The sequence below is a fragment of the Microbacterium sp. SMR1 genome, assembly GCF_003289625.1.
Lineage (GTDB): Bacteria > Actinomycetota > Actinomycetes > Actinomycetales > Microbacteriaceae > Microbacterium > Microbacterium plantarum.
This window is the reverse complement of record NZ_QMBN01000001.1, coordinates 323,819-339,318: the sequence shown is the minus strand read 5'-3', so window position 1 is coordinate 339,318 and position 15,500 is coordinate 323,819. Positions and strand designations below refer to the sequence as shown.

At 68.2% G+C, this 15,500-nt stretch carries 15 protein-coding genes; 4 read left to right on the top strand and 11 right to left on the bottom strand.

Annotation, left to right across the window (positions count from 1 at the left end; translation table 11 throughout):
* Window positions 1–7: 7 nt before the first annotated feature.
* The 3 genes from zwf to pgl are packed head-to-tail and all read left to right on the top strand — an operon-like array spanning window position 8 to window position 3,268.
* The gene (gene zwf, locus DO944_RS01620; RefSeq protein ID WP_112614034.1) at window positions 8–1,555 is read left to right on the top strand and encodes a glucose-6-phosphate dehydrogenase; all 1,548 of its coding nucleotides are present in this window, start codon (window positions 8–10) and stop codon (window positions 1,553–1,555) included.
* Window positions 1,552–2,493, top strand: coding sequence for a glucose-6-phosphate dehydrogenase assembly protein OpcA (locus DO944_RS01615; protein WP_112614032.1), 942 nt, complete (start codon window positions 1,552–1,554; stop codon window positions 2,491–2,493). The genes zwf and DO944_RS01615 overlap by 4 nt, the downstream gene beginning before the upstream one ends.
* A 1-nt stretch (window position 2,494) precedes the next feature.
* Entirely contained in the window at window positions 2,495–3,268 is a 774-nt protein-coding gene (gene pgl, locus DO944_RS01610; protein WP_112614030.1) for a 6-phosphogluconolactonase, read from the top strand.
* Between the two features lie 72 nt (window positions 3,269–3,340).
* On the opposite strand, the gene DO944_RS01605 is transcribed toward pgl, so the two are convergent.
* The 11 genes from DO944_RS01605 to DO944_RS01555 form a co-directional block, all read right to left on the bottom strand.
* Window positions 3,341–3,697: an RNA polymerase-binding protein RbpA gene (locus DO944_RS01605; RefSeq protein ID WP_112614028.1), complete on the bottom strand. Its 357-nt coding sequence runs from the start codon at window positions 3,695–3,697 to the stop codon at window positions 3,341–3,343.
* Window positions 3,697–3,945, bottom strand: a complete 249-nt coding sequence (gene secG / locus DO944_RS01600; protein ID WP_036304945.1) for a preprotein translocase subunit SecG — start codon at window positions 3,943–3,945, stop codon at window positions 3,697–3,699. The genes DO944_RS01605 and secG overlap by 1 nt, the downstream gene beginning before the upstream one ends.
* Before the next feature lie 114 nt (window positions 3,946–4,059).
* Window positions 4,060–4,848, bottom strand: coding sequence for a triose-phosphate isomerase (tpiA, locus tag DO944_RS01595; protein ID WP_112614026.1), 789 nt, complete (start codon window positions 4,846–4,848; stop codon window positions 4,060–4,062).
* Window positions 4,839–6,053, bottom strand: a complete 1,215-nt coding sequence (locus DO944_RS01590) for a phosphoglycerate kinase (protein ID WP_112614024.1) — start codon at window positions 6,051–6,053, stop codon at window positions 4,839–4,841. Before DO944_RS01590 ends, tpiA begins: the two co-directional genes overlap by 10 nt.
* 5 nt (window positions 6,054–6,058) lie before the next feature.
* Window positions 6,059–7,063 carry a type I glyceraldehyde-3-phosphate dehydrogenase gene (gene gap, locus DO944_RS01585; protein ID WP_094261864.1) on the bottom strand — a complete coding sequence of 335 codons (1,005 nt, stop codon included), beginning with the start codon at window positions 7,061–7,063 and terminating at the stop codon, window positions 6,059–6,061.
* Between the two features lie 137 nt (window positions 7,064–7,200).
* On the bottom strand, window positions 7,201–7,821 hold the full coding sequence (locus DO944_RS01580) for a superoxide dismutase (protein ID WP_023951473.1): 621 nt from the start codon (window positions 7,819–7,821) through the stop codon (window positions 7,201–7,203).
* 156 nt (window positions 7,822–7,977) lie between these two features.
* Window positions 7,978–8,955, bottom strand: a complete 978-nt coding sequence (gene whiA / locus DO944_RS01575; protein ID WP_023951475.1) for a DNA-binding protein WhiA — start codon at window positions 8,953–8,955, stop codon at window positions 7,978–7,980.
* Between the two features lie 41 nt (window positions 8,956–8,996).
* Complete coding sequence (rapZ, locus tag DO944_RS01570) at window positions 8,997–9,872, bottom strand: RNase adapter RapZ (protein WP_112615073.1); 876 nt, start codon at window positions 9,870–9,872, stop codon at window positions 8,997–8,999.
* Window positions 9,873–9,905: 33 nt separating this feature from the next.
* On the bottom strand, window positions 9,906–11,804 hold the full coding sequence (gene uvrC / locus DO944_RS01565) for an excinuclease ABC subunit UvrC (RefSeq protein WP_112614022.1): 1,899 nt from the start codon (window positions 11,802–11,804) through the stop codon (window positions 9,906–9,908).
* Between the two features lies 1 nt (window position 11,805).
* The gene (gene uvrA, locus DO944_RS01560) at window positions 11,806–14,691 is read right to left on the bottom strand and encodes an excinuclease ABC subunit UvrA (RefSeq protein WP_112614020.1); all 2,886 of its coding nucleotides are present in this window, start codon (window positions 14,689–14,691) and stop codon (window positions 11,806–11,808) included.
* A gap of 52 nt (window positions 14,692–14,743) precedes the next feature.
* The gene (locus tag DO944_RS01555) at window positions 14,744–15,190 is read right to left on the bottom strand and encodes a MarR family transcriptional regulator (protein WP_181574142.1); all 447 of its coding nucleotides are present in this window, start codon (window positions 15,188–15,190) and stop codon (window positions 14,744–14,746) included.
* Between the two features lie 60 nt (window positions 15,191–15,250).
* Here DO944_RS01555 and DO944_RS01550 point away from each other — a divergent pair, with 60 nt between their 5' ends.
* On the top strand, window positions 15,251–15,487 hold the full coding sequence (locus DO944_RS01550) for a hypothetical protein (RefSeq protein WP_378718155.1): 237 nt from the start codon (window positions 15,251–15,253) through the stop codon (window positions 15,485–15,487).
* Window positions 15,488–15,500: the final 13 nt, after the last annotated feature.

Below are 15,500 nucleotides of genomic sequence, written 5' to 3'. Positions count from 1 at the left end.
CCCTCCCATGACCGTGGAGATCTCGCGCGCCCACAACCCCCTGCGCGATCCCGACGACCGCCGCTTGAACCGCATCGCAGGGCCCAGCGCTCTCGTGATCTTCGGCGTCACCGGCGACCTGTCGCGCAAGAAGCTCATGCCCGCCGTCTACGACCTCGCCAACCGCGGGTTGCTGCCCCCCGGGTTCGCCCTGGTCGGCTTCGCCCGACGCGACTGGGAGGACCAGGACTTCGCGGAGGTCGTGCACTCGGCGGTGAAACAATACGCGCGCACGCCGTTCCGCGAGGAGACCTGGAAGCAGCTCCTCCAGGGCATCCGCTTCGTCTCCGGCGAGTTCGGCGACGCCGATGCTTTCCGTCGACTCCGCGAGACGGTCGAGAAGCTCGATGTCGATCGCGGGACGATGGGGAACCACGCGTTCTACCTGTCGATCCCGCCGAAGGACTTCCCGATCGTCGCGAAGCAGCTCAAGGACTCCGGCCTGGTCGACGAGCACGCGGATGCCGACACCTGGCGCCGCGTGGTCATCGAGAAGCCGTTCGGCAGCGACCTGAAGACGGCCCGCGAACTCAACGAGGCGCTCGAGGTGGCCTTCCCGGCCGACTCGATCTTCCGGATCGACCACTACCTCGGCAAGGAGACGGTGCAGAACATCCTCGCACTGCGCTTCGCGAACGAGCTGTTCGAGCCGATCTGGAATGCGAACTACGTCGACCACGTGCAGATCACGATGGCCGAAGACATCGGCGTCGGCGGGCGTGCGGGATACTACGACGGCATCGGCGCGGCCCGCGACGTCATCCAGAACCACCTTCTCCAGCTCCTCGCCCTCACCGCGATGGAAGAGCCCATCTCGATGGAGGCCAACCACCTGCGGGCCGAGAAGGAGAAGGTGCTCGCCGCTGTCCAGCTGCCGGCCGATCTCTCGACCGCGACCGCCCGCGGACAGTACGCCGGCGGGTGGCAGGGCGGCGAAGAGGTCACCGGCTTCCTCGACGAGGACGGGATGAATCCCGAGTCGACGACCGAGACCTACGCCGCCATCAAGGTCGACATCGCCACGCGCCGCTGGGCAGGTGTGCCGTTCTACCTCCGGACGGGCAAGCGTCTGGGCCGCCGCGTGACCGAGATCGCGGTCGTGTTCAAGCGGGCCCCGCAGCATCTGTTCCTGCGCAATCAGACGACGGAGCTCGGCCAGAACGCCCTGGTGATTCGCGTCCAACCCGACGAGGGCGTCACGATCCGATTCGGCTCCAAGGTGCCGGGGGCCGCCACCGAGGTCCGCGACGTCACGATGGACTTCGGCTACGGCCACGCCTTCACCGAATCCAGCCCCGAGGCATACGAGCGGCTCATCCTCGATGTCCTCCTGGGCGATCCGCCGCTCTTCCCGCGGCACGAAGAGGTCGAGCTCTCGTGGCGCATCCTCGACCCCGTCGAGGAGTTCTGGGCGAAGCAGGGCGGTCCGCTCGAGCAGTACGCGCCCGGCTCCTGGGGCCCCACTTCCGCAGATGAACTGCTGGCCCGCGACGGCCGCGTCTGGAGGCGTCCATGATCGTCGATCTGCCCGACACGACCGTGTCGAAGATCGCCCGCGAACTCGTCAACGTGCGCGAGGAGGGCGGTGCCGTCGCCCTCGGACGCGTCCTGACACTCGTCATCGCGACGTCGCACGGGCTCGAAGAAGACGCGATCGAGGCGGCCAACGACGCCTCGCGCGAGCACCCGATGCGCGTGATCGTGCTGATCACCGATGCGAAGGGCGAATCGAAGCTCGACGCGCAGATCCGGGTCGGCGGCGACGCCGGTGCAAGCGAGGTCGTGGTCCTGCGCGCCAGCGGTGGCGCAGCGAGCAACGACGAGGCTCTCATCACCGGCCTCCTGCTGCCCGACGCTCCTGTTGTGGCCTGGTGGCCCGACCACCCGCCCGCAGACCCGTCGCAGTCGCCCATCGGCCGCATCGCGCAGCGGCGGATCACCGACGCCGCCACGCTGCCCTACGACAGTGGACGGCTCGCCGCGCTGGGCGACGGCTACGCGCCCGGAGACACCGATCTGGCGTGGACACGCCTGACGCACTGGCGCGAGCAGCTCGCGGCCGTCCTCGACCAGCCTCCCTACGAGCCGGTGACCGAGGTCGAGGTCGTCGGCAGCGGCAGCTCGCCGTCGACAGGACTGCTCGCCGCCTGGCTGTGCTTGATGCTCGATGTACCGGTGAACTGGCAGTACGCTCCCCGCGACGAGTGGGAGCACGGCATCCGCAGTGTCCGCCTCAAGCGGCCGAGCGGTGACGTCCTGCTCGAGCGCACGACGACCGTCGACGCGACGCTGACCCAGCCGGGCCAGCCGTCGCACGATCTCGTCCTCCCCCGTCGGACGCTCCGCGAATGCCTCGCGGAAGAGCTCCGACGCCTCGGGCCCGACGTCCTGTACGGCCGGGTCATCACGGACGGCTGGGCGCGGCTCCACCGCTCGCCTGCCGGAGACGCCTGAGATGCCGACCGCTGAGAAGCGCGTCGTCATCAGCCCCGACGTCGACACCCTCACCGGCTCGATCGCGGCACGTTTCCTCGATCGCGTGGCGAAGTGGGGAACGGACGGAAGAACCGTCAACGTCGGTCTCGCGGGCGGCGGCATCATGACGGATGTGCTCGAGCGGCTCGGGTCCCACCCCGAGCGCGATACTGTCGACTGGTCGCGCGTGCACTTCTGGTGGGTCGACGAGCGCTTCGTCGCCCGCGACAGCGAGGATCGGAACGAGGCGGTCGCACGTCGCGCCTTCCTCGACGCGATCGAGCTGCCGACATCGAACGTGCATCCCATCGCTGCGTCAGACGAGGCACCGGATGCCGAAGCCGCCGCCAGCGCGTACGCTGCCGAGCTCGCTACGGCGGGCATCGACGGCGCGGCCTGGCCCGTCTTCGACATCTGCTTCCTGGGCGTCGGCCCCGACGGCCACATCGCCTCGTTGTTCCCGGACCGCGGTGAGATCCGCATCACCGACAGCGCGGTCTCAGCCGTCCACGACTCCCCGAAGCCCCCGGCCGAGCGCGTGACGCTCACTCGGCCGGTGATCAACGCGTCGAAGCGGGTATGGATGGTGCTCGCCGGTCCGGACAAGTCAGCCGCGCTCGGGCTCGCGCTTGCGGGTGCCAGCTACCACAGCGTGCCGGCAGCCGGTGCGAAGGGCACCCGTCGCACCATTCTGTTCACGGATGAAGCGACCGCCGCGCAGGTTCCGCCAGAGCTCATCGACGACGAGTACTGACCCGCGCGCAACATACGAAGAGAGCGGATGCCGTGGCATCCGCTCTCTTCGTATGTTGCGACGTGTGCCGCGTCAGTTCAGTCCGCGGCGTTCGCGAAGCTGCTGCAGCGCTTCGTCGAGCAGCTGCTCGGCCTCTTCGTCGGAGCGGCGCTCCTTCACGTAGGCGAGGTGCGTCTTGTACGGCTCGGTCTTGGCGACGGCAGGCGGATTCGCCTTGTCGCGACCGGCCGGCAGCCCCGAGTGGGGCGAGTCGATGGTCTCGGGGATCTCTTCGTCCGCGATGCCGGCGGCGAAGTAGCGCACGGTCTCGTTGCCGAGAGCGTCCCAGTACGAGATCGCCACGCGATCAGCGTGGTGTCCGTGGTCCTGCTCCCCCATGGGGCCCGCACCCACGCGGGTGCCGCGAATGGCGTTTCCTCCGGTGGCCATCAGAGCACCGTGAACTTCGTGATGAGGCCGAGGGCGACGATGGAGAGGAACCACGCCAGCGCGAGCACGATCGTGAAGCGGTTGAGGTTGCGCTCCGCGAGGCCCGACGAGCCCATGGCGGAACTCATCCCGCCGCCGAACATGTCGGACAGGCCGCCGCCGCGCCCCTTGTGGAGCAGGATCAGCAACGTCAGGAGCAGGCTGGTGATGCCCAGAAGCACCTGCAGCACGAACTCGAGGATCTGCACGGTGGTCGTCACCTTTCCGGCGATCGTTCCGATCGCACGAGGGTCAAGTATATCCAGCAGCCGCACGGATACGCGTACGGCCCGGCGACCGGTGGGTCGCCGGGCCGTACGACGTCACACGCCGACGTGCTTCTGGTAGCGAATGATCGCGGCGAACTCGTCTGCGACGAGGCTCGCGCCTCCGACGAGAGCGCCGTCGACATCGGGCTCGCGCATGAAACCGGCGATGTTGGCCGACTTCACCGATCCCCCGTAGAGGATGCGGGTGCGCGCAGCCGCATCGGCGCCGAGCACGGAGCCGACGACGTCACGGAGCTTCGCGCACACGTCCTGCGCCTGCTGCGGGGTCGCAGCCTGGCCGGACCCGATGGCCCACACCGGCTCGTAAGCCACGACGATGTCGGCATCCGCCGCCACGCTCGCGAGGGCCGCCTCGAGCTGCGCCACCGGAACAGCCGACGCGCCGTGCTTTTCCAGGTCTTCCGCCGTCTCACCGACGCAGATGACCGGCGACAGACCGTGACGGAGGGCCGCCTGGACCTTGGCCGCGACGACCTCATCGGTCTCGGCGTGGTACTCACGACGCTCCGAGTGCCCGATGATCACGTACCGGCAGTCGAGCTGCTTGAGGAACGCTCCCGAGATCTCGCCGGTGTATGCGCCGGAGTCCTTCGTGGAAAGATCCTGGGCACCGAGAGCGAAAGCGATCTTGTCGGCGTCGAGCAGCGTCTGCACCGTACGCAGATCGGTGAAGGGCGGGAAGACCGCCACCTCGACGGAGTCATCCTCGTGCTTGGCGTCCTTCAGCGTCCAGTGCAGCTTCTGCACGAACGCCACCGCCTGCAGGTGGTCGAGGTTCATCTTCCAGTTGCCCGCGATGAGGGGCATACGGTTCATGCCCATCCGAGCACCTCCAGACCGGGCAGCTTCTTGCCCTCCAGGAATTCCAGCGACGCACCGCCGCCGGTCGAGATGTGACCGAACGACGAGTCGGCGAACCCGAGCTGCCGCACCGCGGCCGCCGAATCTCCGCCGCCGACGACGGACAGCCCGTCGACCTCGGTGAGCGCCTGAGCCACGGCTCGCGTGCCTGCCGCGAACGCGGGCATCTCGAACACGCCCATCGGGCCGTTCCAGAACACGGTGCGCGAGCTGCGGATCGCGTCGGCGAACAGCTCTGCGCTCTTCGGGCCGATGTCGAGGCCCATGCCGTCGGCACCGAACGGGGTGTCCTCCAGAGCATCGGCCGCGGCGACCACGTGATCGGCGTCCGCCGCGAAGCCGGAAGCCATGACCGCGTCGACGGGGAGCACGAGTTCGACGCCGCGCTCCTTCGCCGTGGCGATGTAGCCCTTCACCGTCTCGAGCTGGTCGCTCTCGAGCAGGCTCTTGCCGACCTTGTGCCCAAGCGCGGCGAGGAAGGTGAACAGCATCCCCCCGCCGACGAGGATCTTGTCGGCGCGCGGAAGCAGGTGCTCGATGACACCCAGCTTGTCGCTCACCTTCGACCCGCCGAGCACCACGGCGTATGGACGCTCGGGGTTCTCGGTGAGGCGGTCGAGGACGTCGACCTCCTTCTCGATGAGGAAGCCGGCCGCCGACGGCAGGATCTCTGCGAGGTCGTAGACCGAGGCCTGCTTGCGGTGCACGACACCGAAGCCGTCGGAAACGAGCACATCGCCGAGCGCGGCGAGCTGCTCGGCGAACGCGCGACGCTCAGTCTCGTCCTTCGCCGTCTCGCCCGCGTTGAAGCGGAGGTTCTCGATCACTGCGACGTCACCGTCGCCGAGCGACGAGACGACCTGCTGCGCCGACTCGCCCACCGTGTCGCCGGCGAAGGCGACGGGCTTGCCGAGCAGCTCCGACAGACGCTGTGCGACGGGTTCGAGCGAGTACTTGGGGTCGGGGGAACCGTCGGGACGTCCCAGGTGCGAGCACGCGATGACGCGGGCTCCCTGGCCGATGAGGTGGTCGATGGTGGGCAGTGCCGCACGCACACGGCCATCGTCCGTGATGACTCCGTCCTTCAGGGGGACGTTGAAGTCAACACGGACGATGACGCGCTTTCCTGCGAGCGGGCCCAGCGAATCGAGGGTTCGCAGAGCCATGGTCGTCAGAGCTTGCTGGCGACGAGCTCGGTGAGGTCGACGAGGCGGTTGGAGTAACCCCACTCGTTGTCGTACCAGCCGACGACCTTGACCTGGTTGCCGATGACGCGGGTCAGGCCGGCGTCGAAGATGCAGGAGTGGTCGTCGGTGACGATGTCGCTCGAGACGATCTCGTCCTCGGTGTACTTCAGGATGCCCTTGAGCGGACCCTCGGCAGCAGCCTTGTACGCAGCCTTGATCTCCTCGACCGTGACCTCGCGCTCGAGCTCGACCGTGAGGTCGGTCGCCGAACCGGTGGGAACGGGCACGCGAAGAGCGAAGCCGTCGAGCTTGCCCTTCAGCTCGGGGAGGACGAGGCCGATGGCCTTGGCCGCGCCCGTCGAGGTGGGGACGATGTTGAGGGCGGCGGCGCGGGCACGGCGGAGGTCGCTGTGCGGGCCGTCCTGCAGGTTCTGGTCGGCCGTGTAGGCGTGGACCGTCGTCATGAGGCCCTTGACGATGCCGAACTCGTCGTTCAGGACCTTCGCCAGCGGCGCGAGGCAGTTCGTGGTGCACGACGCGTTCGAGATGACGTTGTGGTTCTCGGGGTCGTACAGGTCCTCGTTCGCGCCGATGACGAACGTGCCGTCCTCGCCCTTCGCGGGAGCCGAGATGAGAACCTTCTTGGCGCCGCCCGCGATGTGCTTCTTGGCGTCCTCGGCGTTGGTGAAACGACCGGTCGACTCGATGACGATGTCGACGCCCAGCTCGCCCCAGGGGAGGTTGGCGGGGTCGCGCTCTTCGAAGACCTTGATGGTCTTGCCGCCGACCGTGATCGAGTCCTCCGAGTACGTGACCTCGGCGTCCAGGCGACCCAGGATCGAGTCGTACTTGAGCAGGTGGGCGAGAGTCTTGTTGTCGGTGAGGTCGTTCACCGCCACGATCTCGAGGTCCGCGCCCTGAGCGAGGGCGGCGCGGAGGTAGTTGCGTCCGATGCGGCCGAAGCCGTTGATGCCGATCTTGACAGACACGATGTCTCCCGTTTCTTGTCGCGCCGGAAAAGCCCGTGCTGGCTGACCGAAACGCGATCTGATGAAAAAGAAGAGGATGCCGGGTTCGGCTCCCGTTGCCGGGAGGAGCCCGGCATCCTCACCTGTTTATGACCCTACTACGCGAGCAGGCCGGCCGTCTTCTCCCGAGCCGTCACAAAGCGCTCGGCGACGTTCTGCCAGTTCGCGATGTTCCACGCCGCCTTGACATAGTCCGCCTTGACGTTGAGGTAGTCGAGGTAGAAGGCGTGCTCCCACATGTCGAGCTGGAAGATGGGGATGGTTCCCTGGGCGGTGTTCGACTGCTGGTCGAACAGCTGCTGGATGATCAGCTGCGCGCCGATCGGGTCCCAGCTGAGCACGGCCCAGCCGGAGCCCTGGATGCCGGTGGCGGCAGCCGTGAAGTGCGCCTGGAACTTGTCGAATCCGCCGAAGAACTCGTCGATCGCCGCGCGGAGCTCGCCCTCGGGCTCGCCGCCGCCCTCGGGCGAGAGGTTCGTCCAGAAGATGGAGTGGTTGACGTGCCCGCCGAGGTTGAACGCGAGGTCCTTCTCGAGCTTGTTGACGTTCGCGAGGTTGCCAGTCTCACGGGCCTCCGCGAGCTGCTCGAGAGCGGTGTTGGCGCCGTTCACGTACGTCTGGTGGTGCTTGGAGTGATGAAGCTCCATGATCTTGCCGCTGATGTGCGGCTCGAGTGCCGCGTAATCGTATGGGAGCTCGGGAAGGGTGTACTTCGTCATTCTCTATCTCCTGTCAGCACCGCGCAGCGCGCGGCTCGTGCTGTCGAAGGCGCGCGACCGCACGCCTCGTGGACGTTTCTCATCCTATTGAGGGGCAACGCGTCGCACACCCCGTTGCTTCCCGCTCGGAACGCGGTGTAACGCGGGCGTGGCCGTTCAGTCGGAGAGTCCCGCGGGAACCGCCGACTCGGTGTCGGGCAGTCCTTCAGCGGCGGCCTTCTTGTCGGCCATCGCGAGAAGGCGGCGGATGCGGCCCGCGACAGCGTCCTTCGTCAGCGGCGGGTCGGCGTGATGCCCGAGCTCGTCGAGGCTCGCGTCACGGTGTGCCAGACGCAGATCGCCGGCCTGCTTGAGGTGGTCGGGCACCTCGTCCCCTAGGATCTCGAGGGCTCGCTCGACGCGCGCGCAGGCCGCGACGGCCGCCTGGGCCGAACGACGCAGGTTCGCGTCGTCGAAGTTCACGAGGCGGTTCACGCCCGCGCGCACCTCGCGGCGCTGCCGCATCTGGTCCCACGTGTCGGCCGTGCGGGTGGCGCCCATCTCGGCGAGGGTCTGCCGAATCGCCTCGCCGTCGCGGACCACGACGCGCGGGATCCCGCGGACCTCGCGCGCCTTGGCCGCGATGCCCAGACGGTGAGCCGCGCCGACGAGGGCCATGGCGGCCTCGGGAGAGGGGCAGGAGATCTCGAGAGCGGCCGAACGTCCCGGGTCGGACAGCGAACCCGCAGCGAGGAAAGCACCGCGCCACAGGGCGGCCAGGTCGGGACGCGATCCGGTCGTGAGCCTGTTGGGAAGGCCGCGCACCGGGCGGCGCCGCTGGTCGAGAAGGCCGGTCTGACGTGCGAGGGTCTCGCCTCCCTCGCGAACGCGGACGGCGAACGTCGCGCCGTCGCGGCCGCCGGACGCCTGGATGCGGGCGAGCTCGGGCCGCACGCCGTAGATCTCGACGAGTTCGCGCGCCACGCGGCGGGCGAGGATCTCCGAGTCGACCTCGGCCTCGACGGCCACTCGGCCCGCGATCGAGTGCAGACCGCCCGCGAAGCGCAGGATCGCGGTCACCTCGGCCACACGGGCGGCGGGTCGAGGGTCGCGCATCGCAGCCAACTCGGTCTTGACGTCAGCGGTCAGCGGCACGGCGCTCCTTCGGGAGGGGGTTCGGGGGACGAAGGGATAGCCTACTCGCGACCGAGGTCGCGGTGCTTGAGTCGCACCGCCACGCCGGGCAGCCCCGACAGCCGCTGCGCGAGTTCTCGAGCCGTGACGACGGAGCGGTGCTTGCCTCCCGTGCATCCGACGGCGACCACGGAATGGCGCTTGTTCTCGTCCTGGTAACCGCGCAGCACAGGTGCCAGCGCCGCAGCGTAGGCGTCGATGAACTCGCGCGCGTTGTCGTGCGAGAGGACCTCTTCGCGGACGGCGTCGTCTTCGCCGGTGAGCGCCTTGAGGTCGGGGTTCCAGAACGGGTTCGGCAGGAATCGCATGTCGGCCACGAGGTCGGCGTCCGGCGGCAGGCCGTACTTGAAGCCGAAGCTCATGACGGTGACGGTGTGGCGAGCCGCACCGTCGTCGGCGAACAGGTCACCGATGTAGGTCGCCAGCTGATGGATGTTGTCGCGGGAGGTGTCGACGATCACGTCGGCACTCTCGCGAATCGGGGCGAGGCGTTCGCGCTCGCGGCGGATGCCGTCGACGAGTGTGCCGTCGCCCTGGAGAGGGTGCGGGCGACGCACCGACTCGAACCGGCGCACGAGCACTTCGTCCGCGGCATCCAGGAACAGGATCCGGAGGGTGCGCCCATGCCGAAGCGCACGCGTGATCTCGGGCAGTGCGGCGAAGAGCTCACCGCCGCGGACGTCGACGACCGCCGCGACTCGCGGCAACGCGTTCCCCGCCAGCTCGCTGAGCTCGAGCAGCGGACGCAGCATCTGGGGCGGCAGATTGTCGACGACATACCACCCGAGGTCTTCCAGGGCGTTCGCGGCCGTGGTTCGGCCGGCACCGGACATGCCCGTGACGATGAGAATCTCGCCCGCGGGTACCTCGTCGGTCACCGTCACCACCCCTGTCTGTCGCCGACGTCCAGCCTATCCGTCCGCGAGATGGCGATGGATCGCCTCGGCCAGTCGAGGGCCGATTCCCGGCAGCTCCTGGATCTCCTCCGGCGTCGCCTGCTTGAGCTTGGAGACCGAGCCGAAGTGCCGCAGCAGAGCCTTGATCCGGGCCGCTCCGAGGCCCGGCACCTCGGAGAGGACCGAGGTGATGTCGCGCTTTCGCCGCTTGCGCTGGTGGACGATCGCGAATCGATGGGCTTCGTCTCGCAGCCGCTGGAGGAGATACAGCGACTCGGACGTGCGCGGGAGGATGACGGGGTACTCCTCCCCCGGCAGCCAGATCTCCTCGAGCCGTTTGGCGATGCCGCAGAGAGCGATCTCGCTGTGTCCGGCGTCGGCGAGGGCTCGCGCTGCCGCTTCGACCTGAGGCTTGCCGCCGTCGACGACGAGCAGCTGCGGACGATAGGCGAAACGCGGGCGCTTGCGTGCCGTCACGACCTCGCCGTCGGCGGTCGCGTCGGGAACCGGCTCATCGTCCTCGTCGGGTCGGTCGAGGTAGGCGAGGCGGCGCGTCAGCACCTGGTACATCGAGTCGGTGTCGTCCGTCGTCTCGTTGACGCCGAAGATCCGGTACTGGTCCTTGCGGGGAAGCCCATCCTCGAAGACCACGAGAGACGCGACGACGTTGGTGCCCGACAGGTGCGAGACGTCGTAGCACTCGATGCGCAGCGGAGCCTCCTCGAGGCCGAGGGCCTCCTGCAGGTCGGTCAACGCCTGGCTGCGCGCGACGTAGTCGCTCGTGCGACGGGTCTTGTGAAGCACGAGCGCCTGCTGCGCGTTGATGTTGGCGGTCTTCATCAGATCCGCCTTGCGTCCGCGCTGCGCGACCTGCACGGTGACGCGCTTACCGCGGCGGGTCTGCAGCCATTGCTCCAGCTCGCCGGCATCGCCGGGCAGCGTCGGAACGAACACATGCCGAGGGATGTCACCGGGCGCGGCATCCCCGTACGTCCGCTGGAGCACCTGATCGACCAGATCGGCCCCGGAGATGTCGATCTCTTTCTCGATCGTCGTCGCCCGCACACCGCGAATGCGACCGCCGCGCACGACGAAGTGCTGGACGGCAGCGGCGAGCTCGTCCTCGGCGATGCCGAAGAGGTCGGCATCCATATCGTCCTCGAGCACGAGGGCGCTCTTGTTGAGGACGGCGTCGATCGCCTGCAGCTTGTCGCGGTAGACAGCCGCCGACTCGTAGTCCATCGCCGCGGCCGACTCGCGCATGCGCGTCGTCAGCTCTCGGGCGAACCGCTGATCACCGCCCGACATGAAGGCGACGAAGTCATCGACCATCGCGCGGTGCTCTTCGATCGTGACCTTCATCGAGCACGGCCCGCCGCAGCGGCCGATCTGACCGGGGAAGCACGGACGCCCCGAGGCCATCGCCTTCTTGTACGACGAGTCGCTGCACGTGCGGATCGGGAAGACCTTGATCATCAGATCGATGGTCTCGTGCACCGCCCAGACCTTGGGATACGGCCCGAAGTACTTCGCACCGGGAATCCGCCGGTTGCGCGTCACGATCACCCGCGGCGCCTCATCGGCGAGAGTGATGGCCATGAACGGGTAGGACTTGTCGTCGCGGTAGCGGACGTTGAAGGGCGGATCGAACTCCTTGATCCACATGTACTCCAGCTGCAGCGAGTCGACGTCGGTCGCCACGACGGTCCATTCGACCGAGGCCGCGGTGGTGACCATGCGGCGGGTGCGCTCGTGGAGGGTGTGGAGCGGAGCGAAGTAGTTCGACAGCCGGGCCCGGAGGTTCTTCGCCTTGCCGACGTACAGGACCCGCCCTTCCGCGTCGCGGAAGCGGTAGACCCCGGGGTCTGTGGGGATCTCGCCGGCTTTCGGCCGGTAAGGAAGGACGTTCGCCACGTCAGCCCGCCTTGCGCGCCGCCGGGGCCCCCAGGATCTCGGCGAGGAACTGACCGGTGTGGCTCTCGGCGACGCCCGCGACCTGCTCGGGCGTACCCGTGGCCACGATCGTGCCGCCGCCGGCACCGCCCTCGGGACCGAGGTCGATGATCCAGTCGGAGGCCTTGATCACGTCGAGGTTGTGCTCGATCGTGATCACGGTGTTGCCCTTGTCGACGAGACCGTTGAGCACCTCGAGCAGCTTGCGGACGTCTTCGAAGTGCAGGCCCGTCGTGGGCTCGTCGAGCACGTAGATGCTGCGGCCGTTCGAGCGGCGCTGCAGCTCCGTGGCGAGCTTGACGCGCTGCGCCTCGCCGCCCGAAAGCGTCGTGGCGGACTGACCGAGCCGGACGTACCCGAGCCCGACGTCGACGAGCGTCTTCAGGTAGCGGTGGATCGCCTGGATCGGCTCGAAGAACTCCGCGGCCTCCGAGATGGGCATCTCGAGGACCTCGGCGATGTTCTTGCCCTTGTAGTGCACAGCGAGCGTGTCGCGGTTGTACCGCTTGCCGTGGCACACCTCGCAGTCGACGTACACGTCGGGCAGGAAGTTCATCTCGATCTTCAGTGTGCCGTCGCCGGAGCACGCCTCGCAGCGACCGCCCTTGACGTTGAACGAGAACCGACCCGGCAGGTATCCGCGGACCTTCGCCTCGGGCGTCTCGCTGAACAGGGTGCGGATGCGGTCGAAGACGCCGGTGTAGGTGGCGGGGTTCGATCGCGGGGTGCGGCCGATCGGCGCCTGGTCGACGTGAACCACCTTGTCGAGGTTGTCGAGGCCGGTGACGCGCGTGTGCTTGCCCGCGACGCGGCGTGCACCGTTCAGGCGGGTCGCCAGCACTTCGTACAGGATGCCGTTGACGAGCGTGGACTTGCCCGAGCCGCTGACTCCGGTCACCGAGGTGAGCACACCGAGCGGGAACTCGGCGGTCACGTTCTTGAGGTTGTTGGCCCGGGCGCCGACGACCGTCAGCATCCGCTTCTTGTCGATCTTGCGACGCTTCGTCGGCGTCTCGAGCGACCGGCGTCCCGACAGGTAATCGCCGGTCATCGAGTTCTCATCGGCGAGCAGAGCGTCATACGGGCCGGAGTGGACGACGTTTCCGCCTTCGACACCGGCACGCGGGCCGATGTCGACCACCCAGTCGGCGGCGGCGATCGTCTCTTCGTCGTGCTCGACGACGATGAGCGTGTTGCCGAGGCTCTTCAGCTTCACCAGCGTGTCGATCAGCCGGCGGTTGTCGCGCTGGTGCAGGCCGATCGACGGCTCGTCGAGGACGTAGAGGACCCCGGTGAGGCCCGAACCGATCTGTGTCGCGAGCCGGATGCGCTGTGCCTCGCCGCCCGAGAGAGATCCGGCGGCGCGCCCCAGGCTGAGGTAGTTCAGTCCGACCTCGATGAGGAAGTCGAGTCGGGCGCGGATCTCGCGCAGCACCGCTGCCGCGATCTTGGCCTCGCGCTCGGTGAGCTCGAGCTGGTTGAAGTAGGTCTGCGCCTCGGCGAGGCTCAGCCGCGCGACGTCGGCGATGGAATGCTCGTGGACGAGGACCGCGAGCACCTCCGGCTTGAGCCGGTCGCCGTCGCACGCGGGGCACGGGACCTCGCGCAGGTACTCCGCCCAGCGCTGACGCTGCGTGTCCGTCTCGGCCTGGAGATACTGACGTTCGATGTACGGGATGACGCCTTCGAAGCCCGATGCGTAGCGCATCTCGCGCCCGTAACGGTTCTTCCACTTGACCGTCACCTTGTAGTTCTCGCCGCGCAGCACCGCGTCCTGCACCTCCGCCGGCAGCTTGCGCCACGGGGTCTTGAGCGAGAACTTCAAGTCGGATGCGAGCCCTTCGAGCAGCCGCTCGTAGTACTGGAAGAGTCCCTTGCCCTGCGTTGTCCAGGGCAGGAGGACGCCCTCGGCGATCGAGAGCTCCTCGTCGCCCAGCATGAGCTCGGCGTCGACCGACATCCGGGTGCCGAGACCCGAGCACGTCGGGCATGCGCCGAAGGGTGCATTGAACGAGAAGGTGCGCGGCTCGATCTCGGTGAGCTGCAACGCGTGGCCGTTCGGGCAGGCGAGCTTCTCGCTGAAGCTCTGCCACGCCGCGTCGCCCTCTTCGTCGACGAAGTTGATCTTGATGACGCCGCCGGCGAGTGCCAGGGCGGTCTCGACCGAGTCGGTCACGCGCCCGAGCAGATCGGGGCCGGCGACGAGGCGGTCGACGACCACCGCGATGTCGTGCTTGTAGCTCTTCTTGAGCGTCGGCGGCTCGGCCAGCGAGATCACGTCGCCGTCGACGACCGCCCGGGCGTAGCCCTTCGCGCTCAGCTCCTTGAAGAGGTCGACGAACTCGCCCTTCTTCTGCGTCACGACCGGCGCGACCACCTGATAGCGCGTGCGGTCGGGCAGCTCCATGAGCTGGTCGGCGATCTGCTGGACGGTCTGACGCTGGATCCGCTCGCCGCACTCGGGGCAGTGCGGCACGCCGATCCGCGCCCACAGGAGGCGCATGTAGTCGTGGATCTCGGTGATCGTGCCGACCGTCGACCGCGGGTTGCGGTTCGTCGACTTCTGATCGATCGAGACGGCGGGGCTCAGGCCCTCGATGAAGTCGACGTCGGGACGATCGACCTGACCGAGGAACTGTCGCGCGTATGCGCTCAGCGACTCGACGTAGCGGCGCTGGCCCTCGGCGAAGATCGTGTCGAAGGCGAGACTCGACTTTCCCGAGCCGGAGAGGCCGGTGAAGACGACGAGACTGTCGCGCGGGATGTCGAGATCCACGTCCTTGAGGTTGTGGACGCGGGCTCCGCGGACGCTGAGTTTCGATGAGGAAGCGACGGGGACGATGGGCACCGCACAAGTCTAGGTCGGGCCTCCGACACCGGCTCCGCGGTTCGCCCTGGGCTCACTCTTGCGCTACAGGCGGCTGCTCCCGAGGGACCCGCCGCCCGGCGAACGGCTCGAGTCCGTCGCGCAGAGCGGTCACCTCGTCGACCGTCATTCCGACCGCCGCCATGACCTGTTCGGGGACACGCACCGCGTCCGCGCGCAGCGCTCGGCCCGCAGCGGTCAGTCCGATCTCGAGCACGCGTTCGTCGCCTCGCCGCCGCGCGCGCGTGACCAGCCCCTGGGCCTCGAGACGTTTGACGAGCGGAGACAGCGTCGCCGGCTCCATCGCAATATCGGCCGCCAGCTCCCCCAGCGCCTGCGGTGACACTTCCCAGAGGGCGAGCATGACGAGGTACTGCGGGTGGGTCAGGCCGAGCGGCTCGAGAATCGGCCGGTAGATGGCCACGACGTTCCGGGCCGCGGTGACCAGCGCGAAGCAGAGCTGGTTGTCGAGCTTCAACATGTCGTCGGCGGAGTCCACCCTCGCATCCTATACGCCCTAATCGTTAGTACACTGATGATCATGACCGAGCACGACCGCCGCCCACCCCTTCGCACGCGCGTCCGCGAGGCGGGCGGCTGGTACGCCTATCTGAACTCGCGGCTCATCCGTGCCGCCGGGCCGGCGTCCGTCGGCCCTTACGAGAGCGAGCCCGAGCCCGAGCGCACCGGCCGCGCGTGTCCGTTGTGCGGCCACCCGATGACCGAGCACGACGTGGACCGAGCCGGGCCGAAGCCCCTGCTCCACTGCCCCCGTTGACCCGGCGCCGCCG